The organism is Candidatus Tokpelaia sp. (assembly GCF_008636115.1).
Classification (GTDB): Bacteria; Pseudomonadota; Alphaproteobacteria; order Rhizobiales; family Rhizobiaceae; genus QLZD01.
On the sequence record NZ_QLZD01000038.1, the window covers coordinates 23,074 to 46,654 of the forward strand.

Below are 23,581 nucleotides of genomic sequence, written 5' to 3' on the forward strand. Positions count from 1 at the left end.
TATCTTCCGGCATGGGGGCTAAGAGTTTTTGCAGGGATAATATATGGCTGATAAATTGAGGCGCAAAACAATAGAAGAAATGCGCGCGCATAGTGCCGCCCGAAGTTTGGTGCCAAGCCTTGGCTGGCCGCATTTGGTGGCGCTGGGGGTGGGGGCGGTTGTCGGCTCCGGCATTTATATTCTCATTGGCGCGGCGGCTGATAAAGCCGGGCCTGCGGTTTTGCTGGCCTTTATTATTTCCGGCCTTGTTTGTGCCTGTGCTGCTTTTGCCTATGCCGAGCTGGCGACAATGATACCGATTTCAGGCGGGGCCTATACTTATGCTTATACAGCCTGCGGCGAAATTGTCGGCTGGCTTGTCGGCTGGAGCACGATTTTCGGTTTTTTGCTTTCTGTTTGTTTTGTCGCAGTAGGCTGGGCTTCCTATTGCACGCCGTATTTGACGGTTTTTTTGCAGGATTACGGTATAAATTTGCCTTATTGGCTGCTGCATTCCTATGGCACGGTTGATACGGACACGGGAGCACAGGGTTTTGTCAACCTGCCGGCAGTAGCGATTATTGTTATTATTGCCGGCCTGTTGCTTGTCGGCACCAGAGAAAGCGTGCTGGTGAATTCTGCCCTGGTGGTGATGAAAATTGCTGCTTTGCTGATATTTGCGCTGATTGCCCTGCCGCATTTTCAGTCGGCGAATTTTTCGCCTTTTATGCCTTACGGCTTTGTCAAACATATTGGAGCAGACGGGGTGGAGCGCGGAGTTATGGCGGCGGCGGCGATGGTTTTTCTGGCCTTTTACGGCTTTGACACTGTGGCAACGGCGGCAGAAGAAACCAGAAATCCGGAGCGGAATCTGTCTATTGGCATTATCGGCTCATTAGGGGTGGTGGTTATTATTTATATGCTGGTTTGCCTTGCTGCTTTGGGGGCAGTTAATTATACTGTTTTTGCCCGGGAAGGTGATGTTTTATCCTTTGTTTTGCGGCAAGTGGGCAGCAACCGGGCGGCCGGGCTGGTGGCGCTGGTGGCGGTTATGGCTCTGCCGACTGTGATTCTGGCCTTGTTTTATGCCTTGACGCGCCTGCTTTTTACCATTGGCCGTGACGGTCTGTTACCGGCGCGGTTTGCGCATATGAGCAAAAAGGGGACGCCGATTGCCACCACTTTGATAACGGCGATTATTGCGGCGGCGGTTTCCGGCTTTTTGCCTTTTGATAAAATTGTCGTTTATGCCAATGCCGGGCCGCTGTTTCTGTTTGCTTCTGTCGGTCTTTCCCTGTTGATTTTGCGTAAAAGAGAGGCGCAGGCTTTGCGCGGTTTCAAAGCACCCTGCGCCGGGCTGGTGGGGCTGACGGCCATATTAGGCTGTGTCTATTTATTCTGGAATTTGCCGGGCAGGACGCAATTCGGCTTTCTTATCTGGAATCTTGCCGGGCTTGCTGTTTATTTTGCCTATGGCCGGCGCAAAAGTACATTTGCCGGGAAGAAAACCTGAAAAAGCAGGCATAAAGCGGGGAAATAGATAAAGGTGAGAAAGATAAAAGGAGGCTTGCGGGCCTCCTTTATTACAGGCGGTGATTGGGGCGCCGCTTTGCGTGACAGGAGCGCGGCCTCAAGCCAGGGCCGGCAGTGCAGCCTCACAAGCCGGCTTGCGGCCGATAGCTTTCCGCTCAGGCCCCCGAACAGTAATTTCCCGAATTTTTGACAAAGGAGATAGTGATGCCGATTGTCGTTACAACAGGCGGCCCTATGGATAATATGGCCATATTGTCGCGCGGCGAGACTTTGACCTATAGAGATATGGTCGATCAAATATCAGATGAGCTGGACGACACGAATGATACTTATTTGCCGCAAATACAAAATGCGGTTTTGGCTGCTATCCGCTTTTGCGCCCGCGAGCCTTTTTATTTTAACCGCAATCGCGAAGCAGTGCTGGCGACGAAGCCTGGCTATTCCTGTTATGATGCCAGGGATAACGCCACTTTGGCCGCGTTTGGCAGTATACATGCTGTCTATTGTGAGGCTGACGGCCAAATATTTGCCTTGAAGCGTGAACCCGCCGAAGATTTGGAACTGTTGGCCGGCAGCAATGTCATGATGGGACTGCCCTGCCTTTATGGCTTTTTTGGGCAAAAATTATGCCTTTATCCAGTGCCTGATAAAATTTATACAATCAGGCTATTGCTGAATCCGGCTGCCTTGCCGGCGATAAAATCGGCGGCAGAGGCGAGCCCGTGGTTTACGGAAGCTTTTGATTTAATCAAAGCGCGGGCGAAATATGATATTTATAAGGATATTTTGAAAGACGCGCCTTTGGCTGCCGCTGCTTTTAATGATTTTAGAGAGCAATGGGCGGCCTTGCAGGCAGAGACATCGCGCCGGGCGGGGGCAGGGCGGTTGCGGGCTACACAATTTTAGGCTCTGGCCGCTCCTTGCTCTTTTGTCCCTGTCGCGCCACAGGCTAATCTGTCGGCGCTCCTCGCCATGTATTCTTGCTTCCCAGTCGCGCCACAGGCCAGCCTGTCGGCGCTCCTCGCCTCTTGGGGCGGCCTTGCAGGCAGAGACATCGCGCCGGGCGGGGGCAGGGCGGTTGCGGGCTACACAATTTTAGGCTCTGGCCGCCCCTTGCTCTTTTGTCCCTGTCGCGCCACAGGCTGGCCTGTCGGCGCTCCTCGCCTCTTGGGGCGGCCTTGCAGGCAGAGACATCGCGCCGGGCGAGGGGCACCTGATACCGGCTGTCTGTTGCAATATTATATCAATCAAACAGCATCGCTGCCGCAATCTGTGCCGAAACAGGCGCGGCGAGCGTGTTTGATTATTCTTCAAAAAGGTTTGGCTCATGAGTTTTATCCCCATTGCCGAATATCGGCCGGATATTGCGCTGTTAAACGGCGCTTATAGTGATGAAATCCGCAATGTTTTGCCGGCGGACGGTTCTTATATTCCCATGCCGTCTTTTAAGCCGCTGTCGCAAAAGCTGCCTTCCATGCCGCTGGGCAGTTTTGCCGTGCGCTCGGCCGATGGCGGCACCAGCATTTTTGCCGGCACGGCTGACAGGCTTTATCGGCTGAATAATACTGATTTTTCGTGGGAGGATATAACGCCGGATAATATCACTTATTCGGCCAATATTCAGGCGCGCTGGTCTTTTGCCGTATTTGGCAATTATGTGCTGGCGGTGAATAAAAATAATGCGCCGCAGGTTTTTGAGCTGGGTAAAGCCAATAAATTTCGCCCGTTAGGCGGTAATCCGCCGCGCGCCGGGCTGGTGAAAATATGGGGCGATTTTGTCTGCCTGATGCAATTACCGGATAATCCCAACCGGGTTTTCTGGTCTGGCCTTAATGATGCCGAATGCTGGACGGAAGGCGAGAATAATTGCGATTATCAGGATTTTGCCGATGGCGGTTTTGTACAAGGCTCAACTGAGACGACTAATCCGATTATTTTTTTGCAATCCGGTATTTATGCCGGCAGTTTTATCCCCGGTTCGGATATTGTTTTCAGTTTTCGCAAATTGCATGACAAGCGCGGCGCCGTTTCAGCGCAATCGATTGCCTGCCGCGGCACCCAGGCTTTTTATGCCGACCAGGGTGGATTCTTCCAGATCGGGGCTGAAGGTGAAATTGTTTCTATCGGCTTTGAAAAAGTTGATAGAACTGTTTTTTCACGCCTGAATGCGGTCAATATTTCTGAAATTTACGGAGTAATTGACCCGTTTTATGCGCGTATTTATTGGGCCATGGATTATGAAGGCCGCGGCCATTTTGATGAAATGCTGGTTTATGACTGGGGCTTGCAGCGCTGGTCGTTAATAACTATCAGTGCTTTGGCGATTTTGCCGATTTACCCGGCCGGCTATAGTCTGGAAGGGCTGGATAAAGTAGCGGCGGAGCTGGGAAATTTGCCATTTTCGCTGGATAGCAAGGCCTGGCAGGGTAGCGCGCCGATTTTGGGTATATTCTCAGATGATTATCGTTTGGGCGCTTTTTCCGGCCCGCCAATGGAGGCGCTGGTTGCCAGCCAGGAGCTGGGCAGCCCAAGCGGTGCCATGCAGAGAATAACCGCGCTCTACCCGCAAATTGACAGCAATGCGGCGCAACTGGAGCTGGGCACGCGCTTTTTATCGGCAGAGACAATGCGTTGGGCGCCGCCGCTTGCCGCTTCTTATTATACCGGGCGTTATCATATGCGTTCGCGCGCCCGTTTTCATAAATTCCGGCTGCGCGTGCCGGAAGGGGAGATTTGGCACCATATAAACGGTTTTGACGCGGAAATGAGCCAGGCGGGGCGGCGATGAGCTATATTTTGCACCGGGTGCGGGACTGGCCTCTGGCCCGCCTGGCGCCTTATAACAGCGCTCTGACAGCGGCAGTGAACAGCCTGGCCGCTCGCTTTCCCGATGATGTGTCGCCGGCAATACTGGCGAAAAATGTGGCCTGCGGCCTTGCCGATTTATGGCTGATTGTGGACGAAAATGAAGCTTTTATTGCTTTTCTCATTACGGAAATGGAAATAACGGTCGGCGGCAAAAAACGCTTATTATTGCTGGAGCTGGCGGGGGAAGGTGCGCTTGCCCTGACAGCGCTTTTGCCGCAACTGGAAGATTTTGCCCGCCGGGCGGGAGCAGCGGCCATTTGCCCTTGCGGCCGTTTGGGCTGGAACCGGGCACTGGCGCGTTGCGGCTATAAAATTGCAACAGTGAAATATATAAAGGAGCTTTGAAATGGGCGGCAGCAGTAAACAGCAGAAGCAATCTTCAACGCAGACGAGCAGCCCCCCTGCCTGGGCTATGCCTTTGTTCCGGCAGGGGGCTAAAGATGCGCAGAATTTTTATCAATCCGGCCAGGGGGGCAATGTCTATCAGGGGCAGCGTGTGGCAGATTTAAGCCGTGAGACACAAAGCGGCCTGCAAGGTTTGCAGCAGGCGCTCTCCGGCTTTGGCAATAATGCCCTGCAAAGCCGGCTTGGCCAGCCGACAGCGGCGCAAAGCAATTTGGCCGATATGGCCTCAGGCAGCTATTTGCAGCAGGGCAATCCTTATTATCGCGAGCGTTTGAATGAGGCTGCCAATGAGATGGCAGCCAAAGTCAACAGCCAAATGTCGGGTGCCGGGCGTTACGGCTCCGGTGCCAATAGCAATATTCTGGCTAAAAATACGGCTGCCATGATGGTGAACGGCCTGAATACGGATTATGACCGGGCAATGCAAAATATGTTGGCGGCCAATGGGCAAATAGACAGCGCCAATCAAGGTGCCTTGAACAGCGCCGGCAATTATTTGCGCAACTGGAGCGGCGCGGCCGAGGCGCAAATGCAAGGCGGGCGCGTGGTAGATGATAATGCGCAGGATAAATTGGCGGCGGCGCAACAAAAATGGGAAGAAGAGGATAATAAAGGCTGGCGCCGTTTGGGCTATTTGCAAGATGCGGCCAAAGGTCTTGCCGGCAATTACGGCACACAAACAAGCAAGAGCAGCACCAGCATGAGCGACAGGAATAATCCGTGGAATATGGTCGGCTCGCTTGGCGGTTTGACGCGGAAATCCGACCGCCGTGCCAAAGAGAATATTATTCCTGCCGGCTGTAAAAACGGTTTCCCGCTTTATGAATTTAATTATAAAGGAGAAAAACAGCGCTGGCGTGGGGTGATGGCGCAAGATGTGCTGCGCCTGAAACCGGAAGCAGTAACTATTGACGCCGGAGACGGGCTTTATTGCGTGGATTACGGGCAGCTCGGCTTTGAACCGCAAAAACTTGCAGAGTTTTTGGATAGAGCGAAAACCGAAGGATAAGTCTTTGAACCGCAAAAAGTTTAAGCTGTTCCTCAAATCCGGCGGGGGTTTGAGATAAGAACAGCGGCGGGTAAAAATGCTTTTTGGGTAGAGCGAAAACCCGGAGCAGGTTTTTACGCCGCTAAAAATTGCACTTTTTTGAAAAATTTCGGCCGTTCGGCGCCCAGGCAGCGATTTTGTTTAAAATTGCTGTTTTGTGCGGCGGGTCTCTCTTGGCCGCATTTGGTCTGGAATGCTTGTTTCAGGCTGTTTTTCCCTTTTTCTGCGGAGAAATTTGATGAGTTCCATTTATGATTGGTCGCTGCAGGCGGCCGATAATGCCAATGCTGATAATAGCATAAATTGGGCGGAGGGCCAGCCGCCAAGCACGGTCAATAATTCTGCCCGCACTATGATGCAGCGTTTGCGGGAATTTCTGGCCGATATAGGCGGCAATATTGCCGCCGGCGGCACGGCAGCTCTGGTCACAATTACCAGCAATTCGCCTGTTCGCTCTTATAGTGGCGGCCTTATTATCCGCTTTCGCGCGACCTTGGCCAATAGCGCCGGCGCCGCTTTGAGCCTGAACAATCTGACGGCAAAGCCGATTTTGAAAGCCGGGCTGAATGCGGCAGTGCCGCTGGAGGGCGGAGAAATGCAGCCCGGCGGAGTTTATGAATGTGTTTATAATGCTGCTCTTGCCGCCGGCGGTGCCTGGTTTTTGCTCTCGCCGGCTTTTATCCCGCCGGCGCCACCGCCGGTGCCGGCCGGTTTTGTGGCGCCTTTTTGCGGCGCGGTCGCCCCGACCGGCTGGCTGAAATGCAATGGCCGTTTTATTGCCCGCGCCGATTATGCCGATTTATATCAGGCTATTGGCGATCGCTTCGGCCGTGATGATAAAGGCCTTGCCTTTCGGCTGCCGGATTTGCGCGGTGAATTTATCCGCGGTTGGGTTGATGACCGCACGGATATGGGCATGCAAAACGGGCGCACCCTTGGCGCCTGGGAACGCGCTATGCTGGAAACACACCGCCATGGCGGCGCAACTGATTGGGGCGGCGGCCATAGCCACCAATATTTTCTGCCGACATTTACCAGAGCCAATGGCGGTAATTCGGTAGATAGCAGAACTCGCAATAATTCAGCCGAAATGACAATGGGTGACGGCGCTCATGCGCATAGTTTTGTAACCGATTGGGGGCTGAATGACAATAACCGCCTGGGCGGTGAAACACGGCCGCAAAATGTGGCCTTGCTCTATTGTATCAAATATTGAGGAGGCGGCCTGTGAGTCAGGAAACTGCTTTTACGACTTTTATTGATAATAAACTTTTCCAGTTGCAGGAACAATGCCGGGTCGCTGCCGAGCAACAGGCCGCCGCGCAGCAGCAGGGCGATTATGCGGCCTATAGGCTGGCTCAGGCCGGGCTGGGAGAAGCGCAAAACGGCCTGGCCTATTGGGCGGATTACAAGGCGCGCAATGCTGCTCTTTATGCGCCGGGCAAAGCGGGTTGAGAAAAACAGTGCCGCGCCGGGTGACAATGTGTTGAAATAAAGCAGCGATCGGGGAGATATGATGGAAAATATGACAAGACCGGTGGCTGTCCCCGGCCTGCGGGAGGCCGGTAAAATCCGCGCCGTGATTTATGCCAATAATCAACTGGCGCATGTGCCTTTGGCCGAAATATTAAAATTAACGGTGCAGACAGGATATAAGGCAGCCCAAAGCAGCAATGGGCAGGCCGGCGGAGAAAAACCGAAAGCGGCATTGGCAGAGCCGGCGCATTTTATTCGCCTGAATGAGACGCTGCTTATCCAATACGGTTTTCAGGCGGTGGATAAAAGCAGCAACGGCACTAATGACAGGCTGAATATTCGCTTTCCTCTCAGCTTTGCCAATGCCGATTATTATCCTTTTTTTAGCCTGTGTGCCGGGCCGAATGAGAGCGCTGCCGCGGCTTTTATCATGGCAGAAAGCCTGGAAAAAACAGGATTTGCGGTGCAGAGGGCAGCGGTTCCCCATTTGATGGCGGCGGATAAGGCCTCTCAGGCGCAGCCCGGCGGCCGGCCTGGTTTTTTTTGGCTGGCTATAGGGTATGCCGCCCAGGCCGGTTTAAAAGGAGAAAGTGATGACGGTTCCCTATCATTCCCATAATTTTGAAATTCCCACAGCGAGCCGGCAGGATATTGTAGACGGCACAGCCACTGACAAAGCGGTTGTGCCCGCCTGCCTCGGCAGTGCGGCAGTAGCGGCGGTTAAAGATTTTGCCAGTGCCGCCCAAGGCGTAAAGGCCGATAATGCTGTCCCGGCTATGCGTTTTATCCGCGCGGGGGAGGGACTTGCCGGCGGCGGTGCGCTAACGCAGGATATTACGCTGACTTTGGGCAGTGAGCAGTTACAGGCGATTGCGGCCGCGCAGAAACAGGCGGAAGAAGCCTTGCAGCAAGCTGAAAAAGCAGGCGATGTCAGCAAAAACGATCTGGGCAATCTGGCTTTTAAAAGCCAGGTGGCTGTGGCCGATATTGCGGCGGCCGGCACCATGGCCAATAATGCGGTTTTGCATGGTGACGGTGTGTGGCGGCCATTGCCGGCCGGCGGCAGCGGCGGCGAAAAAGGCGAGAAGGGCGACAAAGGTGATAAAGGCGAGCCGGGAGAAAGCGGTAAAAACGGCAGGGACGGCAAAGATGGCCAAAACGGCAAAGACGGGCTTGTCTCTGACAGTGAATGGAAAAATTTGTCGCTTGCTGTTGACAGCACGGCTACGCGCCAGTCTATCACTTTGACAAAGCCGGGCACAGATCTTAAGGCGGTCATTGAGACCGGTTTTAAAACAATCAATGGCGAAGGTTTGATTGGCACCGGCGACATTAAAATTATCGCTGCCGGCGGTGAAAAAGGCGAGAAGGGCGAGCCGGGGCAAAACGGCATTTCAATTACGGCAATCAGGATTGTGTAAATGGCCGCTACCGCAAATATAGAAATAGATTTATCAAATGGCGAGACAGTGGCCGGCAGTATCAGCCCCGGTTATCGGCTGATTATTGCAACAAATGAGGGCAGTTCCAATATTTTCAGCTTAAATAAATGGGACGAAAATTACCCTGTTATTGCCGGCGATAATTTTTGCCTGGAATATTATCGGCAGACAAATACGACTTCTATAGTGAAAATGACGCCTTGTAATATTTCCGGCAAATTCAGCTTGCGGATAGCAAGCTCTGTTCCCGGCATAATGGTAATGCCGGCGGGCATGGTGCTTTCTCCCGCCAATAAAAGCCCGCTATTATTCAGAATATCCTCTGCCAGGGCTGATTTTGTCATGAGTATCAGCACTATGATAGATAATCGTATTGATAGCAGTGTGCCGGTGATAAATATTCAGTCGCAAAAGCAGGAGGAAGATTATCGGCTGGTGATTAACCTGCCCGATAGCCGGTTTAGCAAACAATATGTTGTCACTGTCCCCGATGACGGCCAGGGGCATATGTTAAGCCAGGGTAATGCGCCTATGGTCAGACTACCCTATTATGCCGCAACCGCCACTGGCGACTATAATTGGAAACTTTAACGAAAAACCCGGCTTTTGCCGGGTTTTTGTTGGTGGAGACAGGTAATGATAGAGGCACAAACGCCGCCAAGGCAGATAAATGCTCAAGGTCTGGAACATATAAAACGCTGGGAAGGCCTGCGTCTGCGCGCTTATTTATGCCCGGGCGGTGCCTGGACAATCGGCTATGGCCACACAGTTGCGGCCGGCCCGCCGGCTGTGGTTAAAGGCATGGTGATTGATGAAATGCGCGCTGAAGCCTTACTGCTACAGGATTTGCAGCATTATGAAGCGGCTGTTGTGAGGCTGGTGCGGGCGCCGCTTTCCGATAATCAATTCTCAGCGCTGGTTTCCTTTGCTTATAATATCGGCACGGCCGCTTTTGCCAAATCACGCATTCCGGCGCTGATCAATAAAGGCAATTATCACGCTGTGCCGGCTGAGCTGATGCGTTATGTCTATGCCGGCGGCAAAAGGCTGGAAGGCCTTGTTAACCGCCGCGCGGCCGAGGCCGGCTTGTGGGCAAAAGGGGATTTTGTTTCATCAAGCGCGCAGCGGGCGGAACCGAAACGGGAAATGCGCTGGCTGGCACCGGAAGTTGTAGCGCCTTTGGCCGGCTCGGCCGCCGGGCTGGCCGCTTTTGCCGATGGGCAGGGGCCGTTTCAATGGGCTTTGGCTTTGATTATGGTTTTATGCGCTTTAGGCGGTGCCTGGTATTTTGTTCGCCGTATGCGCCGGGCAATGTTTTGAGGCATTTTGCCCTGGGTGACAGAGAGAAAGGCGGCGCATGTCGTATCGTTTGCAATTTTGCTTTATTATTGCTTGTGCCGCTTTTGCCTGCGGCTTTTTTTATGGCCAGGCTGCCGGTAAAAAACATAATTTGCAACAGGCACTTGCTGCTTTTGCCGCGCGGGAGGAAATCAACCATGCTGTGGATAAGGTTGACGCTGTTGATTTGTGTCTTGCACTTGGCGGGGTGCGGGAAACATGCCGCTCTGCCCTGCGCCGGGTGGGAGAGGCCGCCAAAAGTGAATAATCCCGCCCGGCTGGTGCAGGAGGAGCCGCCTTTGGCGCGCTTTTTGGCGGCAACCGACCGTTTTGGCCGCAAGCAGGGCTGCTGGCGATAGGCGGTTAAGGGAAAGATTCGACCAGTGCCGTTTAAGGACGCAATGGTTTTTATAGATAAAACAGGATTGCCAGACAGATCAGGATTGATTGCGTGCCGGAGGTGCGAGGCTTTTGCCTTATGCCCCCGGCACGCAGTTTTTTGTATTCAGGCGGCTCTTTGCGCGTTTTGCCCTGCCGGAGCAGAAAAATATTGTCACCGGCGGCCGCAATTACGTAATTGCCGGTCATAACGCTCTGCCATGCGCTGGGTGCGCCGCGCTGCCGCCACCGCTGCCGGCGTTGTTTGCCCGCGAGCATAGGCTGCGTGCCCCAACTGATAATTTAAATACAGGCTATAGGCATCATCTGGGCGGACATTGTTTTTAACCACACTGCCGCGGTGATACCAGGCGATAAATTGCGCCACATCGTCAAAACTGGTGCGGCTGGCACCGTAATGCCCGGTAGATTTTTTATAATGCTCCCATGTGCCGCTAAGCGCCTGACCATAGCCGTAAGCGGAAGATTGCCGTTTCCACGGAATAAAACCCAAAAGCTTGCGCCGCGGCGGTTTGGCGCGCTGTTTAAAGCCTGATTCCGTGTTGATTGTGGCCAAAATAACCGGCATGGGAATGCCATATTCACGCTCTGCTTTTTTGGCCGAACGCCCCCAATTATGGAAAAAGCCGTTTTTCTGGCTGAGCACAGCACAGGCATTGTCGGTTTGCGTGGGGGTGGAGGCGCAACTGCCAAGCCCCAGCAATAAAATTATAAGCGCTATGCCTGATAAAAAGCGCTGCATATGCCTCACCTTGTGCTTACATTATAATCTGCAAATCTAGAGAGACTCTCTTAACAAAATCTTTAACTCTGCCGCCTCTTTATGGCCGAATCACTTTATGGTTAAGAAAAATTAAGGCAAAAGCGGCCGGGCGCGGGCTTTGATCAGGCGGCTTTTGCCGCTCGATTGCGCGGCGGAGGGCTTGCGGTTTGAGTGGCAATATGCTTTATAGGCGGCATAGCAGGTTTTATGCTGCCTGTGTTTATGCGCCTATCGTCTAGCGGTCAGGACGCCGCCCTCTCACGGCGGAAACAGGGGTTCGATTCCCCTTAGGCGTACCATTCTCTGTTTATTATTTATCTGGTTTTTGTTACTGCGGCCGGGGCAGAAGCTCTTGATTGTGCTATGGCTGTTGTTTTTACCCTTCCTTTATCTTGCCGGCCGTATAATAAGAGTGACTATAATCGTATCAGGCAAAATAACGGCAAACCTGTTTCAAGAGGTGCAGCGCCATGAATTTTATCCGCACAGCCATGCTTCTGGCTTTTATGACGGCGCTGTTTATGGCTGTCGGCTATTTTATCGGCGGGATTAACGGCATGTTGATTGCGCTGTTAATAGCCGCTGTCATGAATCTTTATTCTTACTGGAATGCCGATAAACTTGTGCTGCGCATGTATGGCGCGCGTGAAGTCAATGCCAGGGCCGCGCCGGAATTTTATAATCTTGTCAGCCTTTTGGCCCGCGCTGCCTCTCTGCCGCAGCCGCGTGTTTACATTATTGACAATCCCCAGCCCAATGCTTTTGCCACAGGGCGCAACCCGCAGCATGCGGCAGTCGCGGCAACAACAGGGCTGCTGCAAAGCCTGACGCGTGATGAGCTGGCCGGGGTGATAGCGCATGAACTGGCGCATATCCGCCACCATGATACACTGACCATGACTTTGACCGCCACTATTGCCGGTGCCATTTCCATGCTCGGCAATTTTGCTCTGTTTTCCGGCCAGGGGGCTAATCGAAACAGTGAAGGGCAGGGTAATCCGCTGACGGCTATTGCCATGCTGGTTTCAGTTCTGGTGGCGCCTTTTGCCGCCATGCTGGTGCAAATGGCGATTAGCCGCACGCGCGAATATGAGGCAGATAAAGGCGGAGCAGAAATTTGCGGCAAGCCTTTGGCGCTGGCCTCTGCCTTGCAAAAAATTGCCGGCGCTGTGCGCAAAATCCCCAATGAAGAGGCAGAGCATAACCCCGCTACGGCGCCGCTGTTTATTATCAACCCCCTGCACGGTCAGGGGGCGGATAATTTGTTTTCCACCCACCCGGCGACAGAAAATCGCATTGCTGCTTTGCGTAAAATGGCGCGTGTCATGAATGCGGATATTGAAGATGATTTTTCCCGCATTATGGCAAAAGCGCAGGAAAGCCGCTATAAAAGGCCGAAATGGCTGCAAAAATAGCCGATTGGCGCGTGGGTAAAATTATGGCAGAGCCGAAAGCAGTGGGGCAGGCGGGAGATAAGGCAATACAGCGTCAAAAAGCGCCAAAACAGCAAAAGCCGGCAGCCCCAGTGCCGCCGGCAATGCCTGCGGGGCTGGCATTGCGGCAAATAGCGGCCCGGCTGCTGGCGGCGGTAGTGGATAAGAAAACTTCGCTGGACGGGTTGCTGGACGAGACCGGCGGCAGCAGGGCTTTGTCGGCTTTTGACCGGCGCGATCGGGCTTTGCTGCGCGCTATATTACAGGCCGCCTTGCGCTATCGCGGCGTGCTGGCGGCGCGATTGGCGCAGTTGCTGCAAAGGCCGCTGCCGCCAAAAGCGAGGGCACTGGAGCATATTTTGCATATTGGCGCGGCGCAAATTCTTTATCTCAATGTGCCTGATCACGCTGCCATTGATCTGGCGGTAGAGAGCGCCAGGCGCCACCCGCAGACAAAGCGCTTTGGCGGCCTGGTTAATGCGGTTTTGCGCCGCCTGGCGCGGCAAGGCGCGGCAAGCGGCGATGCGGCGCTGCCGGCGGCGGCTTTTGTGCCGCCATGGTTCTGGCAAATGCTGACAGCAGATTACGGCGCTGAAAAAGCCGAAGCTATTATAAGAGCGCAACTTTATCTGCCGCCGCTGGATATTACAGTTAAAGCAGAGGCGCCGTTTTGGGCGGAAAAGCTGCGCGGCAGGCTTCTGCCTTTTGGCACTGTGCGCCTTGCTGCGGCTGATAATACGCAGTCTGAGCAAGGCGCGGCTGATAAAGCGGCAGCTAATGTGGAACGGCAGCAACCGGAGCCGGCGGGCAAAACCGCCGTGGCGACTATGGCGGGCTTTGCCGAGGGCGCCTGGTGGGTGCAAAATGCGGCGGCAAGCCTGCCGGCGCGGCTGATGGGGGATATAAAGGGCCGGCGCGTGGCTGATTTATGCGCTGCTCCCGGCGGCAAAACCGCGCAATTAGCCCTGAATGGGGCTAGTGTGACGGCGGTTGATATTTCTGCCAGCCGGCTGGCCAGATTGCGGCACAATATGCAGCGGCTGCGCCTGCCGGTGGAAACCTGGCAGGGAGATATGCGTACTATTGCCGAGCAGCCGGGCTTCCGGCCATATGATGCCGTGCTGCTGGACGCGCCTTGCTCGGCCACCGGCACAATCCGCCGTCACCCTGATATAATGTGGACAAAAAATGCCGGTAATATTGCCGCTTTGGCGCAGTTGCAGGCGGAGTTGCTGGCAGCCTGCCTGCCTTTGGTGAAGAGCGGCGGTCTGATTATGTTTTGCAACTGCTCTTTGGCTCGGCGCGAAGGGGAAGAAGTGGTGAATGGTTTTTTGCGCGACTATAAGAGCGCGGTCAAGCTTTTGCCTTTTACCGCGGCAGATATGCAGGCTTTGCTTGATGATGAAGCCAGGCAATCAGATGCAATGCGCGCTCAGGCCGCCGGGCTTATAACGGAGCAGGGCTTTTTACGCACGACCCCCGCTGATTTGCCGGATAAAGAGCCGCTTTTCGCCGGTCTGGACGGTTTTTTTGCCGCCCGCCTGCAAAAATTATAAATAATAACCCGGCTTGCGGCTTTATTTGTGGCCGCTGCATATTGCCAAAGCGGCCTTTGCTGCCAATCCGGCGGAAAGCCCATAAAGTTTAAGTGGGCATAAGATGGCCGCGTAGTGACACAGTGTTTAATTTTTGTTTTCCAGACGGCCTCCGGTTTAATAATTTTGAGCAAATGGGCAATATAGACGAGTGCATTATAGATCTTATTATTGGCAGAGCTATTAAGATTTTGCGCTAGAAATTCCGGTTTCTTTGCTATCGGCTGCTTAATGATTAAATCACGATTCCACAAGCGGCCATGATGGGCGCAAATATTACGAATATAGGATAAATGCTGTAAAACCGGCAGAAATATAGTTTCGTCCAAACTATATGGCCGGGCAATGGCATTTCTGTCAGCAGGCTGCCGTAAATCTGCCAGCAATTTTGATAATGTGCCGAAAGTGAGAAGCTCGGCCACTATCCATAAAGGCGGCAAGAGCGGGCTGTCATAAACCTGTTTATAATGCCGGGTAAAGAGGTTATTGGGTTTCTGCAATTCTCTGTTTGTATCGCTGATAATTTTTGCCAAAGGGGCAGCGGTTTTGTAATGCTGCCAGTCTAAATAGCCGTGGGCACCATATTCCAGACTCATAAAGCGCACGAAATTTGCGCGGATAGAGATTTCGATCCGCTCTATAGCATCTATAATCAGTAATTTTAAGGCCCGGTCAAACTCATAGAGTTTGACAATTTCAGCAAAATCCGTGCCGGGGCGAAAGGCGCGGGAAGCTCCGGCTGATGTTTTATAGGGAAACCAGTAAGCGCTTAAATGGTAATAACCAATATGGGCGAGGCTATGCCTCGCCGCCGCCGGATCCGCAATACGCAGCCCTTTGCGTTGCAGATGCGCTACTTGCTCGGCAGGAGACAAAGCCAGTTTGGCAAAGACTGCCCCCATCGACTCACCACTCGGCGCCCTGACAAAAGAAATTCTGCGCAACGCTGCTTCTATGAAGCTTCAAAGGCCTTTCTGGTGCGCTGTGTTATAGCGTGAAATACGCCTTCACAAGCGTGAAAGGAACTATTATCGTGATCATAAGGCGAGAAGAACAAAAAAGCAAGATAAAAATAACACAAAATTTGCAGCCTCTCACGCTGCCGGCGGGCATTTTCGCTGCCGGCTTTCTGTTTGTAGCAGGTTGTGCAGCACTTCTTCCAGCTTTGGCTCATGAATATTGAGCCGGCGCAAGGCTGACACAGTATTGGCGACATAAGCGCGATTGCTACCGGCCACGCCATACGCCGGGGCAACAATGCCGGCAATGGCAGCGGCCTGTAAATCGCCGGCAAACAGGGCATGCTCAAGGTCGGAGACAAAAACCAGCGCCTCTACTTCAGCTCCGCCGGCTAATTGGAGCGGAATATGCTCTTCTTTATAGCTATTATCCACCTGTTCGCGCTTTACCAGATAATGATAGGCCGCCGGTGCATTGCCCTTATCGACATAAAAAGCCACGCCGCAGCATGAGCCGCCGGGGTTAAGCCCCATGACCAGCCCCGGCTGTTCTCTTGTGCCGCGATGATGGTGGGAATAAATGCACAGGCTGCGGTGATAGCCCGCAAGGCGGGCACGCTGTGCCTCACTATAGACAAAGCCGGGATTCCACATTAAAGAACCGTAACCGAAAACCCAAAAGGCCTTTTTCATCACTTTATTCCAAAAGCAAAACTCAAACCTGCTATGTTGCCTTTATAATGTGGCAATTTGCCGGATAAAAGCAATTTTCTGCCATTTTTATGTGTTTTTTTGGTAAAATCCGCTTGTTTTGCCTGCGGTTTTATCTCAAACTTGGTTTTTGGCCGGAGCCGGCGGCCTTGAAGGCTGTAAAATTTGAGGATCAGGCGTTAATGTCGCATAAAAACGGGCAGGGGCACATAAAATCTCGCGGCAGGCGCCGCCGCAGCCTTATCCTGGCAGTAATACTGCTTTTCGCCGCTATTTATAGCGGCTTTTGGTATTTTATGGCCGGCCGCGTGGAAAATAATCTCATTGCCTATATTGGGCAGGCGGCGGTAGAAGGGGTGGATATTCGCTGCGGCGATTTGCGCAAAAGCGGTTATCCGCTGCGCCTGGCCATATCCTGCGCCGGTCTATCGATTGATAAAGAAAGTGCTGTGCCGGGCTGGGCTGAAACCAATATTATATTGGAAAGCGGCGCGGCGGCTAAAGAGGGCGGGGGCGCTGTGCCGGGCAGCGGTAATGCCGGCGCCCTGATTTTTCGCAGCTCCTATTTAACCGCCGGCGCGCCGGTTTATGCACCGCATTGGATATTGGCAGAAATGGGGGCGCCCGCTTTGCTGAAACTGCCTTATAGCCGGGTGATTGAAGCGGATTGGCAAAAACTGCAATGTGAGGGTGATTGCGCGGCCGGCCGGCCGCGCAATATTGATATAAGCGCCGAAAAACTGGTTATTGGCAATTTGCCGTTTTTGCCCGATAAAGCGCTGCTCTCGGCTGATTTTTTGCGCTTTGGCAGCAAAAAGCGTGATGGCGGCAAATTATCTTTTTCCCTTTCTTTCGATGATTTATCGGTTCCCTATTTGTTTTCGGGCGCGTATATAGCTCTGCCGCCGGCTGACGGCTCGCTCGATATTATCTGTGACAAAGCGGGGGATTTTTATGCCGGCTTGCGACAGGTTTTGCGCCGGCCGGATAAAACCTGGCTCAGGGGTAAATCGGGCGAAATCAGGAAACTGGTTTTATCTTTTAAAAATGGTGGCGGCCTGGCTTTATCCGGCCCGGTTGCCGTTACCGATAATGGGCGGGTAAACGGCAAAATTACCATTTCATTGACGGATTCTACGGCGCTTATGCGGACTGCTCGCTCTGTTTTCCCCAATCAGGCGGATAATCTGGAAAGCCTGTTTTTTGTTTTAAACTCTATGCCAAAAAATAAAAAAGGTGAGCCGCAACTGGTGCTGGAGATTATCGATAGCCATATGCGCCTGGGTTTTTTGAAGCTCGGCAAAATTCCGCCGCTTTAATCTGCCGTTTTATTTTTGCTGTGCCTATGAGCCGCATGGCGGCTTTGGCCTTTGTCGCTTTTTAAAAATTCCGGCAATAAAAATGCAAAAAAATAAATTTTTGTATTGCATTTCTTTTTATCTTGCGCCATACAGGCAGCACATAAAGCGGGGCTGATCTGTGGGGTCGGGCTGTGTTTTATGGGGAGTATGCGGGTGTAGCTCAGGGGTAGAGCACAACCTTGCCAAGGTTGGGGTCGTGGGTTCGAATCCCATCGCCCGCTCCATTTTTCGGCGGTGTTCTCCGCTTTATTTTGCGCTAATACTCGCGCCCAGGCCGTTGCGCGCGGCAAAGCCGGCAGCGGCGTATAGTTAATCAGAAAATGCAGCCCGTTACGGCCTTTGGCTCTTGTTTCGCTTAAGCGTAATAATGCCGGGGGTCTGCCATTGCCGGCGATCTGTCAGAGCAAATATTACTTTCAGCCTGTCGGAATTATTACCGGTTTCGCCAGGGGGCGCAGCGGTGTCATGGCGGCAATTTGGCCCGGCTTTTGTCTTTTGATTCCTGTGGCTGTGGGACAAAGCCCGGGTAACAGGCAAAGCGGGCAGATTAGGCCCATTTAACTTTTTCGTAAGAGAAAAACTTTATTATGAGGCGGTTTTCGCCTTTAATGATTCTTCCAGAGCCGTTTTGATGTAGTGTCGCGCGGTTTGGTGCTGTAAGCGGGTTATTGTGCTGTTTGCCCTGCGGGCTACAGATAAAAGGCGCAGTGCGTTGTGTCAAAAGTTTCGATTGTCAGTTCTATGTCCAAATCTTCTTTTCCGCTTTCCAGAAGGCAATTTTTGCATTTTTCCGTTTTGTCCGCTTTTGCTGCCGGGCTTGGCGGCTGTGCCGTGCCGGGGCTTGATAATTCAGGCGGCCGCCAGGCGCCGATGCGGCCTGAAATCGGTGTGGATTCCGATATATCAGGCTTTGCCCAAATGTATGCCGCCGTGCATGATGGCGGTTTTGATATACCTGCCGTGCCTTATATGCGTGTGCCGCGTGAATTCCGCCGCCAGCTTGTGCCGAATACAACCGGCGAGCGCCCGGGCACGATTATAGTGGATACCAAAGCGCATTTTCTTTATTACACTCTGCCTGATGGCGATGCCGTGCGCTATGGTGTCGGGGTTGGCAAGCAGGGTTTTGAATGGTCGGGCCGGGCGCATGTGCAATATAAAAAAGAATGGCCGCGCTGGACCCCGCCGCGGGAAATGATTGCCCGCCAGCCGGAGCTGATAAAATATAAAAACGGTATGGAGCCGGGGCTGATGAACCCGCTGGGCGCGCGCGCTTTTTATATTTACCGTAAAAATGCTCAAGGCAAAAATGCCGATACGGGTTACCGCATTCACGGCTCGCCGGAATGGTGGTCCATCGGCCAATCTGTGTCTTCAGGCTGTATCCGGCTGATCAATCAGGATATTATCGATCTTTATGGCCGCGTTCCGGCTGATGCGCCGATTGTTGTGCGTTAGGGTCGGCTGTGCCGGGCAGAGGCGAAAAGTATAAAGCTTAGCCGGGGGGGGGGGCGCCTTTTGCCGGCCGCGCCTTTGTGCATTTTACCGTTATATTATCAATGACTATCTGTATTTCTGCTATATTGGGCTTGATATGTTAAAAAAAATGGAAATTTTTAACATATTATGGCCGTTATGTTAAAAAATTTATCATATTTCCTGTTTTGGGATAGGACATGTTAAAGCCTGTTTAATATTTTGCCTGATTTGGCATCTCAGCCTTCATTACTGCCGGCTTTCGCGACCTGAAGCGCTATCAAAATATTATCAGCAATACGGCTATTACAGATATGTTCAGGATTTTGAAGGGGCATGGCGGCGGTTATCGGCAAACACCGGGAACAGTTTTGAGAAATGACAGAACGGGAGAAAATGTTTATATCCCGCCCCAGGACAGGCAGAAAATAGAGCAGGCTATGGCCAGGCTGTTGCACTTTGTCAATGATGATTCCCTGTCTGCTGTTGACCTGTTGATAAAAATGGCTTTGATTCCTCATCAATTTGAAAGCATTCACCCGTTCTCAGGTGGTAATGGCAGGATTGGCCCCATTCTAAATATTCTTTATTTAACCCGCACAGGTCTTTTGGATAGTCCGATATTATATTTAAGCCGGGCTATCAATGCCTCGAAAGATGAATATTATCATTTGCTTCAGGCCGTGAGAGATAAGGGGGAGTGGGAGGAGTAGATATTGTATATTTTAAATGCTGTCGATAAAACAGCGCAAACAACGTTGAATCTGGTAGAACATATTCGCAAGCAAATGGCGGCGATGAAACACAGGCTGCGGCAGGAATTGCCGAATCTTTATTCGCAAGATTTGCTGAATAATGTGTTTCGTCACCCTTATACAAGAACCGAATTTGTGGCAAAGGATTTAAAGAAATCACGCCAGACTGCGGCAAAATATTTAGAGGAATTGGCAGCAAAGGATTTTGTTAAAAAATGTACAATCGGCAGAAATAATTACTATATCAATACACCGTTAGTACAGCTTTTCCTTAATAATTCCTGATAAAAGCTATTTCTGCAATGGTAAGGCGGGAATACGCAATAACTGGCCGGGAAAAATTTTGCTCGGCATACGCAGCATGGGGCGATTGGCCTCAAAAATCAGGCCTCCTTTAACACCAAAGCCGTGGCCGTAAAGTTTTTCGGCAATATGGGATAAATTATCACCATATTTGACGATATAATAAACCAGCCGGCCTTTATAGGTAATGCCGGTATCCGAACCGGCTTCGTTTATTTTTACGGCTTTGCTCTCTACTGCGGCAATGCCCAGAATATTGCCGACAGCCACTACCATTTTTTCAAAGGCACCGCGATTACTGATTGCTCCGCGCAATATTACTGTGTCACCTTCAATTTGCAGCCGCACGCGTTCTGTGCCCAGATTATAGGAATCCAGATCCCGCTTCAAAAGGGCAGCCGTTGGGGGCTGCCCTTTGCCGCTTAAATCCTTGCCTGTAATTTTTACAAAATGCACAAGACTCATAAAAACACCCTGTAAGCCCGGCGCGGCATGAAACAGCAGCGCAGAATATTTTACAGAGGAAGAAATTAGAGTATTGGAGAAGCTTTCAAGAACAAGATAAACTTATTATAAAGAAAGCGTTAATTTTGAAAATATTAAAACCGAAAAATGAATAAATTTACTGGGTTAGTATTATTTGATAAAATACAGGATTTATTATATTCAACACTATGGAATATATAATTTCCATAGTGTTGCAGGTTAGGAAAGTTTATAATTTATAGGCAGGCACTATATTATGCTGCCGGCAAATGCGGGGCGGCCGCTCTGACCTCTTCACTCACATAGAGGCTGAATTTTGCAAAATTTTTGCTAAACATGGCAACCAGTTTAGCCGCCTGTTCGGCATAGGCGGTTTTATCCTGCCATGTATCTTCGGGGATAAGCCATTTATCATCGACCCCGTTGACATGAACAGGCACAGCAAAGCCAAACCATTTATCGCGGCGGAAATCTGTATTTTCAGCCAGGCTGCCATTGAGCGCTTGCGCAAGCAAAGCGCGGGTGGCAGCAAGGGGCATGCGCTGCCCTGTGCCGTAAGCACCGCCTGTCCAGCCGGTATTTACCAGCCAGCATTCCGCTTCATATTTGCTTATCAATTCTCCCAGCAAAGCGCTGTATTCTGTCGGCAGACGCGGCATGAAAGGGGCGCCGAAACAGGCGGAGAAAGTCGCCTGCGGTTCGGTTATGCCTTTTTCTGTTCCGGCCGTTTTGGCCGTATAACCGGAAAGAAAATGATACATTGCCTGCGCTTTGTCGAGCCTGGCAATCGGCGGCATAATGCCGAAAGCATCGGCTGTCAGCATGATAATATTTTTGGGCGGGCCGGCTCTGCCGCCTGAGGCGGCATTGGCAATAAAATTGAGCGGATAGGCGCAACGCGTATTTTCTGTCAGGCTGTCATTGTCAAATTCCGGTTCATGATCGGCATTTAAAACAATATTTTCCAGAACGGTGCCGAATTTTTGTGTAGCGGCATAAATTTCCGGTTCGGCTTTGGGGGAAAGGTGAATGGTTTTGGCATAACAGCCGCCTTCAAAATTAAAAATGCCTTTTTTACTCCAGCCATGCTCATCATCGCCGATAAGAATCCGTTCTGCTGTCGCCGAAAGCGTGGTTTTGCCGGTGCCGGAAAGGCCGAAAAACAAAGCTGTATCGCCTGCCTCTCCCATATTGGCTGAGCAGTGCATGGGCAAAATGCCTTTGGGCGGCAAAATATAATTGAGAACGGTAAAGACAGATTTTTTAATTTCCCCGGCATAGGAAGTGCCGCCAATAAGCACGATTTTGCGGCTCAAATCACAGGCGATAAGGGTAGAGGAGCGGCAGAAATGGCGGCAAGGCATCGCCTCAAAAGAGGGCATATGCAAAATTATCATATCCTGAACAAATTCTGCCAGTTCTTCCTTTTCAGGACGAATCAGCAGATTGCGGATAAACAGCGAATGCCAAGCCTGCTCGGTAATAATACGCACACGCAGGGCGCAATCCTGTTCTGCTCCGGCAATTAAATCCTGAACAAACAGATCGCGCCTTTGGGCAAAGGCCAGAAATTCAGCATAAAGCGCATCAAAATGCGCCGGCGCCATCGGTTTGTTTTGCTCCCACCAGACCGTATTTTCTGTCTCATCGCTGCGGACAATAAATTTATCTTGCGCTGAGCGGCCTGTATGCTGCCCGGTTCTGGCGCAAATGGCCCCCTGAGCCGTAATCTGCGCCTCGCGGCGCAGCACTGCCTGCTCATAAAGCAGCGCCGGCGGCAAATTATAATAAACATTGGCCAGATTGCGAAAGCCTGCCTGGGTGATAGAATTTTGACGGTTGAAAAGACCGATCTCTAGCATAATATTACTCCGGAAAATGAGGTGCAACTGCTTCAAGCCGCAAAACGACAGACTGTCCTAATTTAGTCCGGCCCGGCCTGGCGCCTTTGCCCTGCTTTCGCTGTCTGTTTCATCTTTGAGGCAGAAATTCAGAGAAAGCAATGGCTTTTATGAGCGCCTGGGCAAATCTCCACCGGGTCTTTATTTTCTACCATGCCTGGCCGGTCTGTCGCGTTTTTCCGGTTTTACCCGGCCTTGACAGGCTCAGCCTTTGCCTTTGCTATGTGTGTGGCCGGCCTGCCGGCTTTCCCTTATCCTCTCTTGTTTTGCTGCGGCCTTTGCCTTAATATCGGCAAAAATAGTGATAAAATAGTTTTTCAGCCGAATTCTGCGGCGGCGGCCTGCCGGGTAAATTTGTAAAAAGAGCCGAGACAAGCAAGGGCCGAAAGTTTTTTGCCTGCGCCTTGTGACAAGGAAAGAGTAGAAATGAAAGATAAGCCTACACCGGTGCAGCGCGTTGCTCTTGTTGATGATGATCGCAATATTCTGGCTTCTGTCTCTATTGTGCTGGGAGCGGAAGGCTATAAAGTGGAAACTTATACAGATGGCGCTTCGGCGCTGGAAGGGCTGGCGGCCAACCCGCCTAATCTGGCTGTATTGGATATTAAAATGCCGCGTATGGACGGCATGGAATTATTGCGCCGCCTGCGGGAAAAAAGCAATTTGCCGGTTATTTTTCTCACTTCCAAAGATGATGAAATTGATGAATTATTTGGCCTGAAAATGGGCGCCGATGATTTTATCACCAAGCCTTTTTCACAAAGGCTGCTGGTAGAGCGGGTCAAAGCGGTTTTGCGCCGCGCCGGCGCGCGTGAAAACAAGGCCGAAGCCGGCCATGAGGCGGCGGCTGTCAATCCGGCCGCTTTGCTGGAGCGCGGTGACCTGCTAATGGATTCCGAGCGGCATATCTGCACCTGGAAAGGCCGGCCGGTAAGCCTCACAGTCACTGAGTTTTTGATTTTGCAGAGCCTGGCGCAGCGCCCGGGCGTGGTTAAAAGCCGTGATGCGCTGATGGACGCAGCCTATGATGACCAGGTCTATGTTGATGACCGCACGATTGACAGCCATATTAAGCGCCTGCGCAAAAAATTTAAAGTAACAGATGATGATTTTGAAATGATTGAGACGCTTTATGGCGTGGGTTATCGTTTTCGTGAGGCCTGAAGCCGGTTAAACGCCGGTCGGGCCTGTTATTGGTGAGGTCGGGTTCTACTGCTTGTGCTGCGCCTGTTGTGGTGACAGTGCGCTCGTTATTGCTTGTCGATTATTGCGGCAGAAGCCGTTGGAAATGGCAGAAATTTGAAAAAAATCGGCGATTTTATCCAAAAATACCGGCGGCAGCAAAACCGG

23 protein-coding genes, 2 tRNA genes and 1 pseudogene are annotated in these 23,581 nt (G+C 51.9%); 21 read left to right on the forward strand and 5 right to left on the reverse strand.

The window, feature by feature from the left end:
- Positions 1-43: 43 nt before the first annotated feature.
- The 12 genes from DPQ22_RS07980 (at position 44) to DPQ22_RS08035 (ending at position 10,357) form a co-directional block, all read left to right on the forward strand.
- Complete coding sequence (locus DPQ22_RS07980) at positions 44-1,492, forward strand: amino acid permease (protein WP_150214927.1); 1,449 nt, start codon at positions 44-46, stop codon at positions 1,490-1,492.
- A 224-nt stretch (positions 1,493-1,716) separates the two neighbouring features.
- Entirely contained in the window at positions 1,717-2,418 is a 702-nt protein-coding gene (locus DPQ22_RS07985; RefSeq protein ID WP_150214929.1) for a hypothetical protein, read from the forward strand.
- 421 nt (positions 2,419-2,839) lie between these two features.
- The gene (locus tag DPQ22_RS07990) at positions 2,840-4,300 is read left to right on the forward strand and encodes a hypothetical protein (protein ID WP_150214931.1); all 1,461 of its coding nucleotides are present in this window, start codon (positions 2,840-2,842) and stop codon (positions 4,298-4,300) included.
- Positions 4,297-4,725: a hypothetical protein gene (locus DPQ22_RS07995; protein WP_150214933.1), complete on the forward strand. Its 429-nt coding sequence runs from the start codon at positions 4,297-4,299 to the stop codon at positions 4,723-4,725. Before DPQ22_RS07990 ends, DPQ22_RS07995 begins: the two co-directional genes overlap by 4 nt.
- Before the next feature lies 1 nt (position 4,726).
- Positions 4,727-5,794, forward strand: a complete 1,068-nt coding sequence (locus DPQ22_RS08000) for a tail fiber domain-containing protein (protein ID WP_150214935.1) — start codon at positions 4,727-4,729, stop codon at positions 5,792-5,794.
- A gap of 277 nt (positions 5,795-6,071) precedes the next feature.
- Positions 6,072-7,049 (forward strand): phage tail protein, encoded by a 978-nt coding sequence (locus tag DPQ22_RS08005; protein WP_190323194.1) that lies wholly within the window; start codon positions 6,072-6,074, stop codon positions 7,047-7,049.
- Positions 7,050-7,060: 11 nt separating this feature from the next.
- A complete protein-coding gene (locus tag DPQ22_RS08010; RefSeq protein ID WP_150214939.1) occupies positions 7,061-7,288 on the forward strand; it encodes a hypothetical protein in 228 nt (75 codons plus the stop codon).
- Between the two features lie 58 nt (positions 7,289-7,346).
- The gene (locus tag DPQ22_RS08015) at positions 7,347-7,928 is read left to right on the forward strand and encodes a hypothetical protein (RefSeq protein WP_150214941.1); all 582 of its coding nucleotides are present in this window, start codon (positions 7,347-7,349) and stop codon (positions 7,926-7,928) included.
- Positions 7,903-8,730 carry a hypothetical protein gene (locus DPQ22_RS08020; RefSeq protein ID WP_150214943.1) on the forward strand — a complete coding sequence of 276 codons (828 nt, stop codon included), beginning with the start codon at positions 7,903-7,905 and terminating at the stop codon, positions 8,728-8,730. Before DPQ22_RS08015 ends, DPQ22_RS08020 begins: the two co-directional genes overlap by 26 nt.
- Positions 8,731-9,342: a hypothetical protein gene (locus tag DPQ22_RS08025; RefSeq protein ID WP_150214945.1), complete on the forward strand. Its 612-nt coding sequence runs from the start codon at positions 8,731-8,733 to the stop codon at positions 9,340-9,342.
- Between the two features lie 45 nt (positions 9,343-9,387).
- Entirely contained in the window at positions 9,388-10,071 is a 684-nt protein-coding gene (locus DPQ22_RS08030; protein WP_150214947.1) for a lysozyme, read from the forward strand.
- Between the two features lie 37 nt (positions 10,072-10,108).
- Positions 10,109-10,357, forward strand: coding sequence for a hypothetical protein (locus DPQ22_RS08035; RefSeq protein ID WP_150214949.1), 249 nt, complete (start codon positions 10,109-10,111; stop codon positions 10,355-10,357).
- Between the two features lie 285 nt (positions 10,358-10,642).
- On the opposite strand, the gene DPQ22_RS08040 is transcribed toward DPQ22_RS08035, so the two are convergent.
- Positions 10,643-11,230, reverse strand: coding sequence for a hypothetical protein (locus tag DPQ22_RS08040; protein WP_150214951.1), 588 nt, complete (start codon positions 11,228-11,230; stop codon positions 10,643-10,645).
- 245 nt (positions 11,231-11,475) lie between these two features.
- Between DPQ22_RS08040 and DPQ22_RS08045 the strand changes: the two genes are divergently transcribed.
- The 3 genes from DPQ22_RS08045 to DPQ22_RS08055 all read left to right on the forward strand — a co-directional run bounded on the left by DPQ22_RS08045 (position 11,476) and on the right by DPQ22_RS08055 (position 14,240).
- Positions 11,476-11,550: transfer RNA gene (locus DPQ22_RS08045), tRNA-Glu, on the forward strand.
- 171 nt (positions 11,551-11,721) lie between these two features.
- Complete coding sequence (gene htpX / locus DPQ22_RS08050; RefSeq protein WP_150214953.1) at positions 11,722-12,666, forward strand: zinc metalloprotease HtpX; 945 nt, start codon at positions 11,722-11,724, stop codon at positions 12,664-12,666.
- Positions 12,667-12,689: 23 nt separating this feature from the next.
- On the forward strand, positions 12,690-14,240 hold the full coding sequence (locus DPQ22_RS08055; protein WP_425305161.1) for an RsmB/NOP family class I SAM-dependent RNA methyltransferase: 1,551 nt from the start codon (positions 12,690-12,692) through the stop codon (positions 14,238-14,240).
- Between the two features lie 296 nt (positions 14,241-14,536).
- Here DPQ22_RS08055 and DPQ22_RS09210 read toward each other — a convergent pair.
- Both DPQ22_RS09210 and DPQ22_RS08065 read right to left on the reverse strand, forming a co-directional pair.
- Positions 14,537-15,181: pseudogene (locus tag DPQ22_RS09210) on the reverse strand (Abi family protein); the annotation flags it as partial.
- Positions 15,182-15,373: 192 nt separating this feature from the next.
- Positions 15,374-15,931: a gamma-glutamylcyclotransferase gene (locus tag DPQ22_RS08065; protein WP_150214957.1), complete on the reverse strand. Its 558-nt coding sequence runs from the start codon at positions 15,929-15,931 to the stop codon at positions 15,374-15,376.
- A gap of 167 nt (positions 15,932-16,098) precedes the next feature.
- Here DPQ22_RS08065 and DPQ22_RS08070 point away from each other — a divergent pair, with 167 nt between their 5' ends.
- The 5 genes from DPQ22_RS08070 to DPQ22_RS09220 all read left to right on the forward strand — a co-directional run bounded on the left by DPQ22_RS08070 (position 16,099) and on the right by DPQ22_RS09220 (position 19,826).
- A complete protein-coding gene (locus DPQ22_RS08070; RefSeq protein WP_190323195.1) occupies positions 16,099-17,268 on the forward strand; it encodes a DUF2125 domain-containing protein in 1,170 nt (389 codons plus the stop codon).
- 191 nt (positions 17,269-17,459) lie between these two features.
- A tRNA-Gly gene (locus tag DPQ22_RS08075) sits at positions 17,460-17,534 on the forward strand.
- A 517-nt stretch (positions 17,535-18,051) separates the two neighbouring features.
- The gene (locus DPQ22_RS08080; protein WP_150215016.1) at positions 18,052-18,768 is read left to right on the forward strand and encodes a L,D-transpeptidase family protein; all 717 of its coding nucleotides are present in this window, start codon (positions 18,052-18,054) and stop codon (positions 18,766-18,768) included.
- A 332-nt stretch (positions 18,769-19,100) separates the two neighbouring features.
- Positions 19,101-19,499 (forward strand): Fic family protein, encoded by a 399-nt coding sequence (locus DPQ22_RS09215; RefSeq protein WP_246681547.1) that lies wholly within the window; start codon positions 19,101-19,103, stop codon positions 19,497-19,499.
- A 3-nt stretch (positions 19,500-19,502) separates the two neighbouring features.
- The gene (locus tag DPQ22_RS09220; RefSeq protein ID WP_246681548.1) at positions 19,503-19,826 is read left to right on the forward strand and encodes a hypothetical protein; all 324 of its coding nucleotides are present in this window, start codon (positions 19,503-19,505) and stop codon (positions 19,824-19,826) included.
- Positions 19,827-19,832: 6 nt separating this feature from the next.
- Here the strand turns inward: DPQ22_RS09220 and DPQ22_RS08090 are convergent, their stop codons facing one another.
- Both DPQ22_RS08090 and DPQ22_RS08095 read right to left on the reverse strand, forming a co-directional pair.
- Positions 19,833-20,309 (reverse strand): LysM peptidoglycan-binding domain-containing protein, encoded by a 477-nt coding sequence (locus DPQ22_RS08090; RefSeq protein WP_150214961.1) that lies wholly within the window; start codon positions 20,307-20,309, stop codon positions 19,833-19,835.
- 275 nt (positions 20,310-20,584) lie between these two features.
- Positions 20,585-22,192, reverse strand: a complete 1,608-nt coding sequence (locus tag DPQ22_RS08095; RefSeq protein WP_150214964.1) for a phosphoenolpyruvate carboxykinase — start codon at positions 22,190-22,192, stop codon at positions 20,585-20,587.
- A gap of 465 nt (positions 22,193-22,657) precedes the next feature.
- Here DPQ22_RS08095 and DPQ22_RS08100 point away from each other — a divergent pair, with 465 nt between their 5' ends.
- Positions 22,658-23,395: a response regulator transcription factor gene (locus DPQ22_RS08100; protein ID WP_150214966.1), complete on the forward strand. Its 738-nt coding sequence runs from the start codon at positions 22,658-22,660 to the stop codon at positions 23,393-23,395.
- Positions 23,396-23,581: the final 186 nt, after the last annotated feature.

Coding starts and splice junctions, on each gene's coding strand:
- DPQ22_RS07980 (WP_150214927.1), top strand. CDS start 44: ATGGCTGATAAATTGAGGCGCAAAACAATAGAAGAAATGCGCGCGCAT.
- DPQ22_RS07985 (WP_150214929.1), top strand. CDS start 1,717: ATGCCGATTGTCGTTACAACAGGCGGCCCTATGGATAATATGGCCATA.
- DPQ22_RS07990 (WP_150214931.1), top strand. CDS start 2,840: ATGAGTTTTATCCCCATTGCCGAATATCGGCCGGATATTGCGCTGTTA.
- DPQ22_RS07995 (WP_150214933.1), top strand. CDS start 4,297: ATGAGCTATATTTTGCACCGGGTGCGGGACTGGCCTCTGGCCCGCCTG.
- DPQ22_RS08000 (WP_150214935.1), top strand. CDS start 4,727: ATGGGCGGCAGCAGTAAACAGCAGAAGCAATCTTCAACGCAGACGAGC.
- DPQ22_RS08005 (WP_190323194.1), top strand. CDS start 6,072: ATGAGTTCCATTTATGATTGGTCGCTGCAGGCGGCCGATAATGCCAAT.
- DPQ22_RS08015 (WP_150214941.1), top strand. CDS start 7,347: ATGATGGAAAATATGACAAGACCGGTGGCTGTCCCCGGCCTGCGGGAG.
- DPQ22_RS08020 (WP_150214943.1), top strand. CDS start 7,903: ATGACGGTTCCCTATCATTCCCATAATTTTGAAATTCCCACAGCGAGC.
- DPQ22_RS08025 (WP_150214945.1), top strand. CDS start 8,731: ATGGCCGCTACCGCAAATATAGAAATAGATTTATCAAATGGCGAGACA.
- DPQ22_RS08030 (WP_150214947.1), top strand. CDS start 9,388: ATGATAGAGGCACAAACGCCGCCAAGGCAGATAAATGCTCAAGGTCTG.
- DPQ22_RS08035 (WP_150214949.1), top strand. CDS start 10,109: ATGTCGTATCGTTTGCAATTTTGCTTTATTATTGCTTGTGCCGCTTTT.
- DPQ22_RS08040 (WP_150214951.1), bottom strand. CDS start 11,230: ATGCAGCGCTTTTTATCAGGCATAGCGCTTATAATTTTATTGCTGGGG.
- htpX (WP_150214953.1), top strand. CDS start 11,722: ATGAATTTTATCCGCACAGCCATGCTTCTGGCTTTTATGACGGCGCTG.
- DPQ22_RS08055 (WP_425305161.1), top strand. CDS start 12,690: ATGGCAGAGCCGAAAGCAGTGGGGCAGGCGGGAGATAAGGCAATACAG.
- DPQ22_RS08065 (WP_150214957.1), bottom strand. CDS start 15,931: ATGAAAAAGGCCTTTTGGGTTTTCGGTTACGGTTCTTTAATGTGGAAT.
- DPQ22_RS08080 (WP_150215016.1), top strand. CDS start 18,052: ATGTCCAAATCTTCTTTTCCGCTTTCCAGAAGGCAATTTTTGCATTTT.
- DPQ22_RS09215 (WP_246681547.1), top strand. CDS start 19,101: ATGTTCAGGATTTTGAAGGGGCATGGCGGCGGTTATCGGCAAACACCG.
- DPQ22_RS08090 (WP_150214961.1), bottom strand. CDS start 20,309: ATGAGTCTTGTGCATTTTGTAAAAATTACAGGCAAGGATTTAAGCGGC.
- DPQ22_RS08095 (WP_150214964.1), bottom strand. CDS start 22,192: ATGCTAGAGATCGGTCTTTTCAACCGTCAAAATTCTATCACCCAGGCA.
- DPQ22_RS08100 (WP_150214966.1), top strand. CDS start 22,658: ATGAAAGATAAGCCTACACCGGTGCAGCGCGTTGCTCTTGTTGATGAT.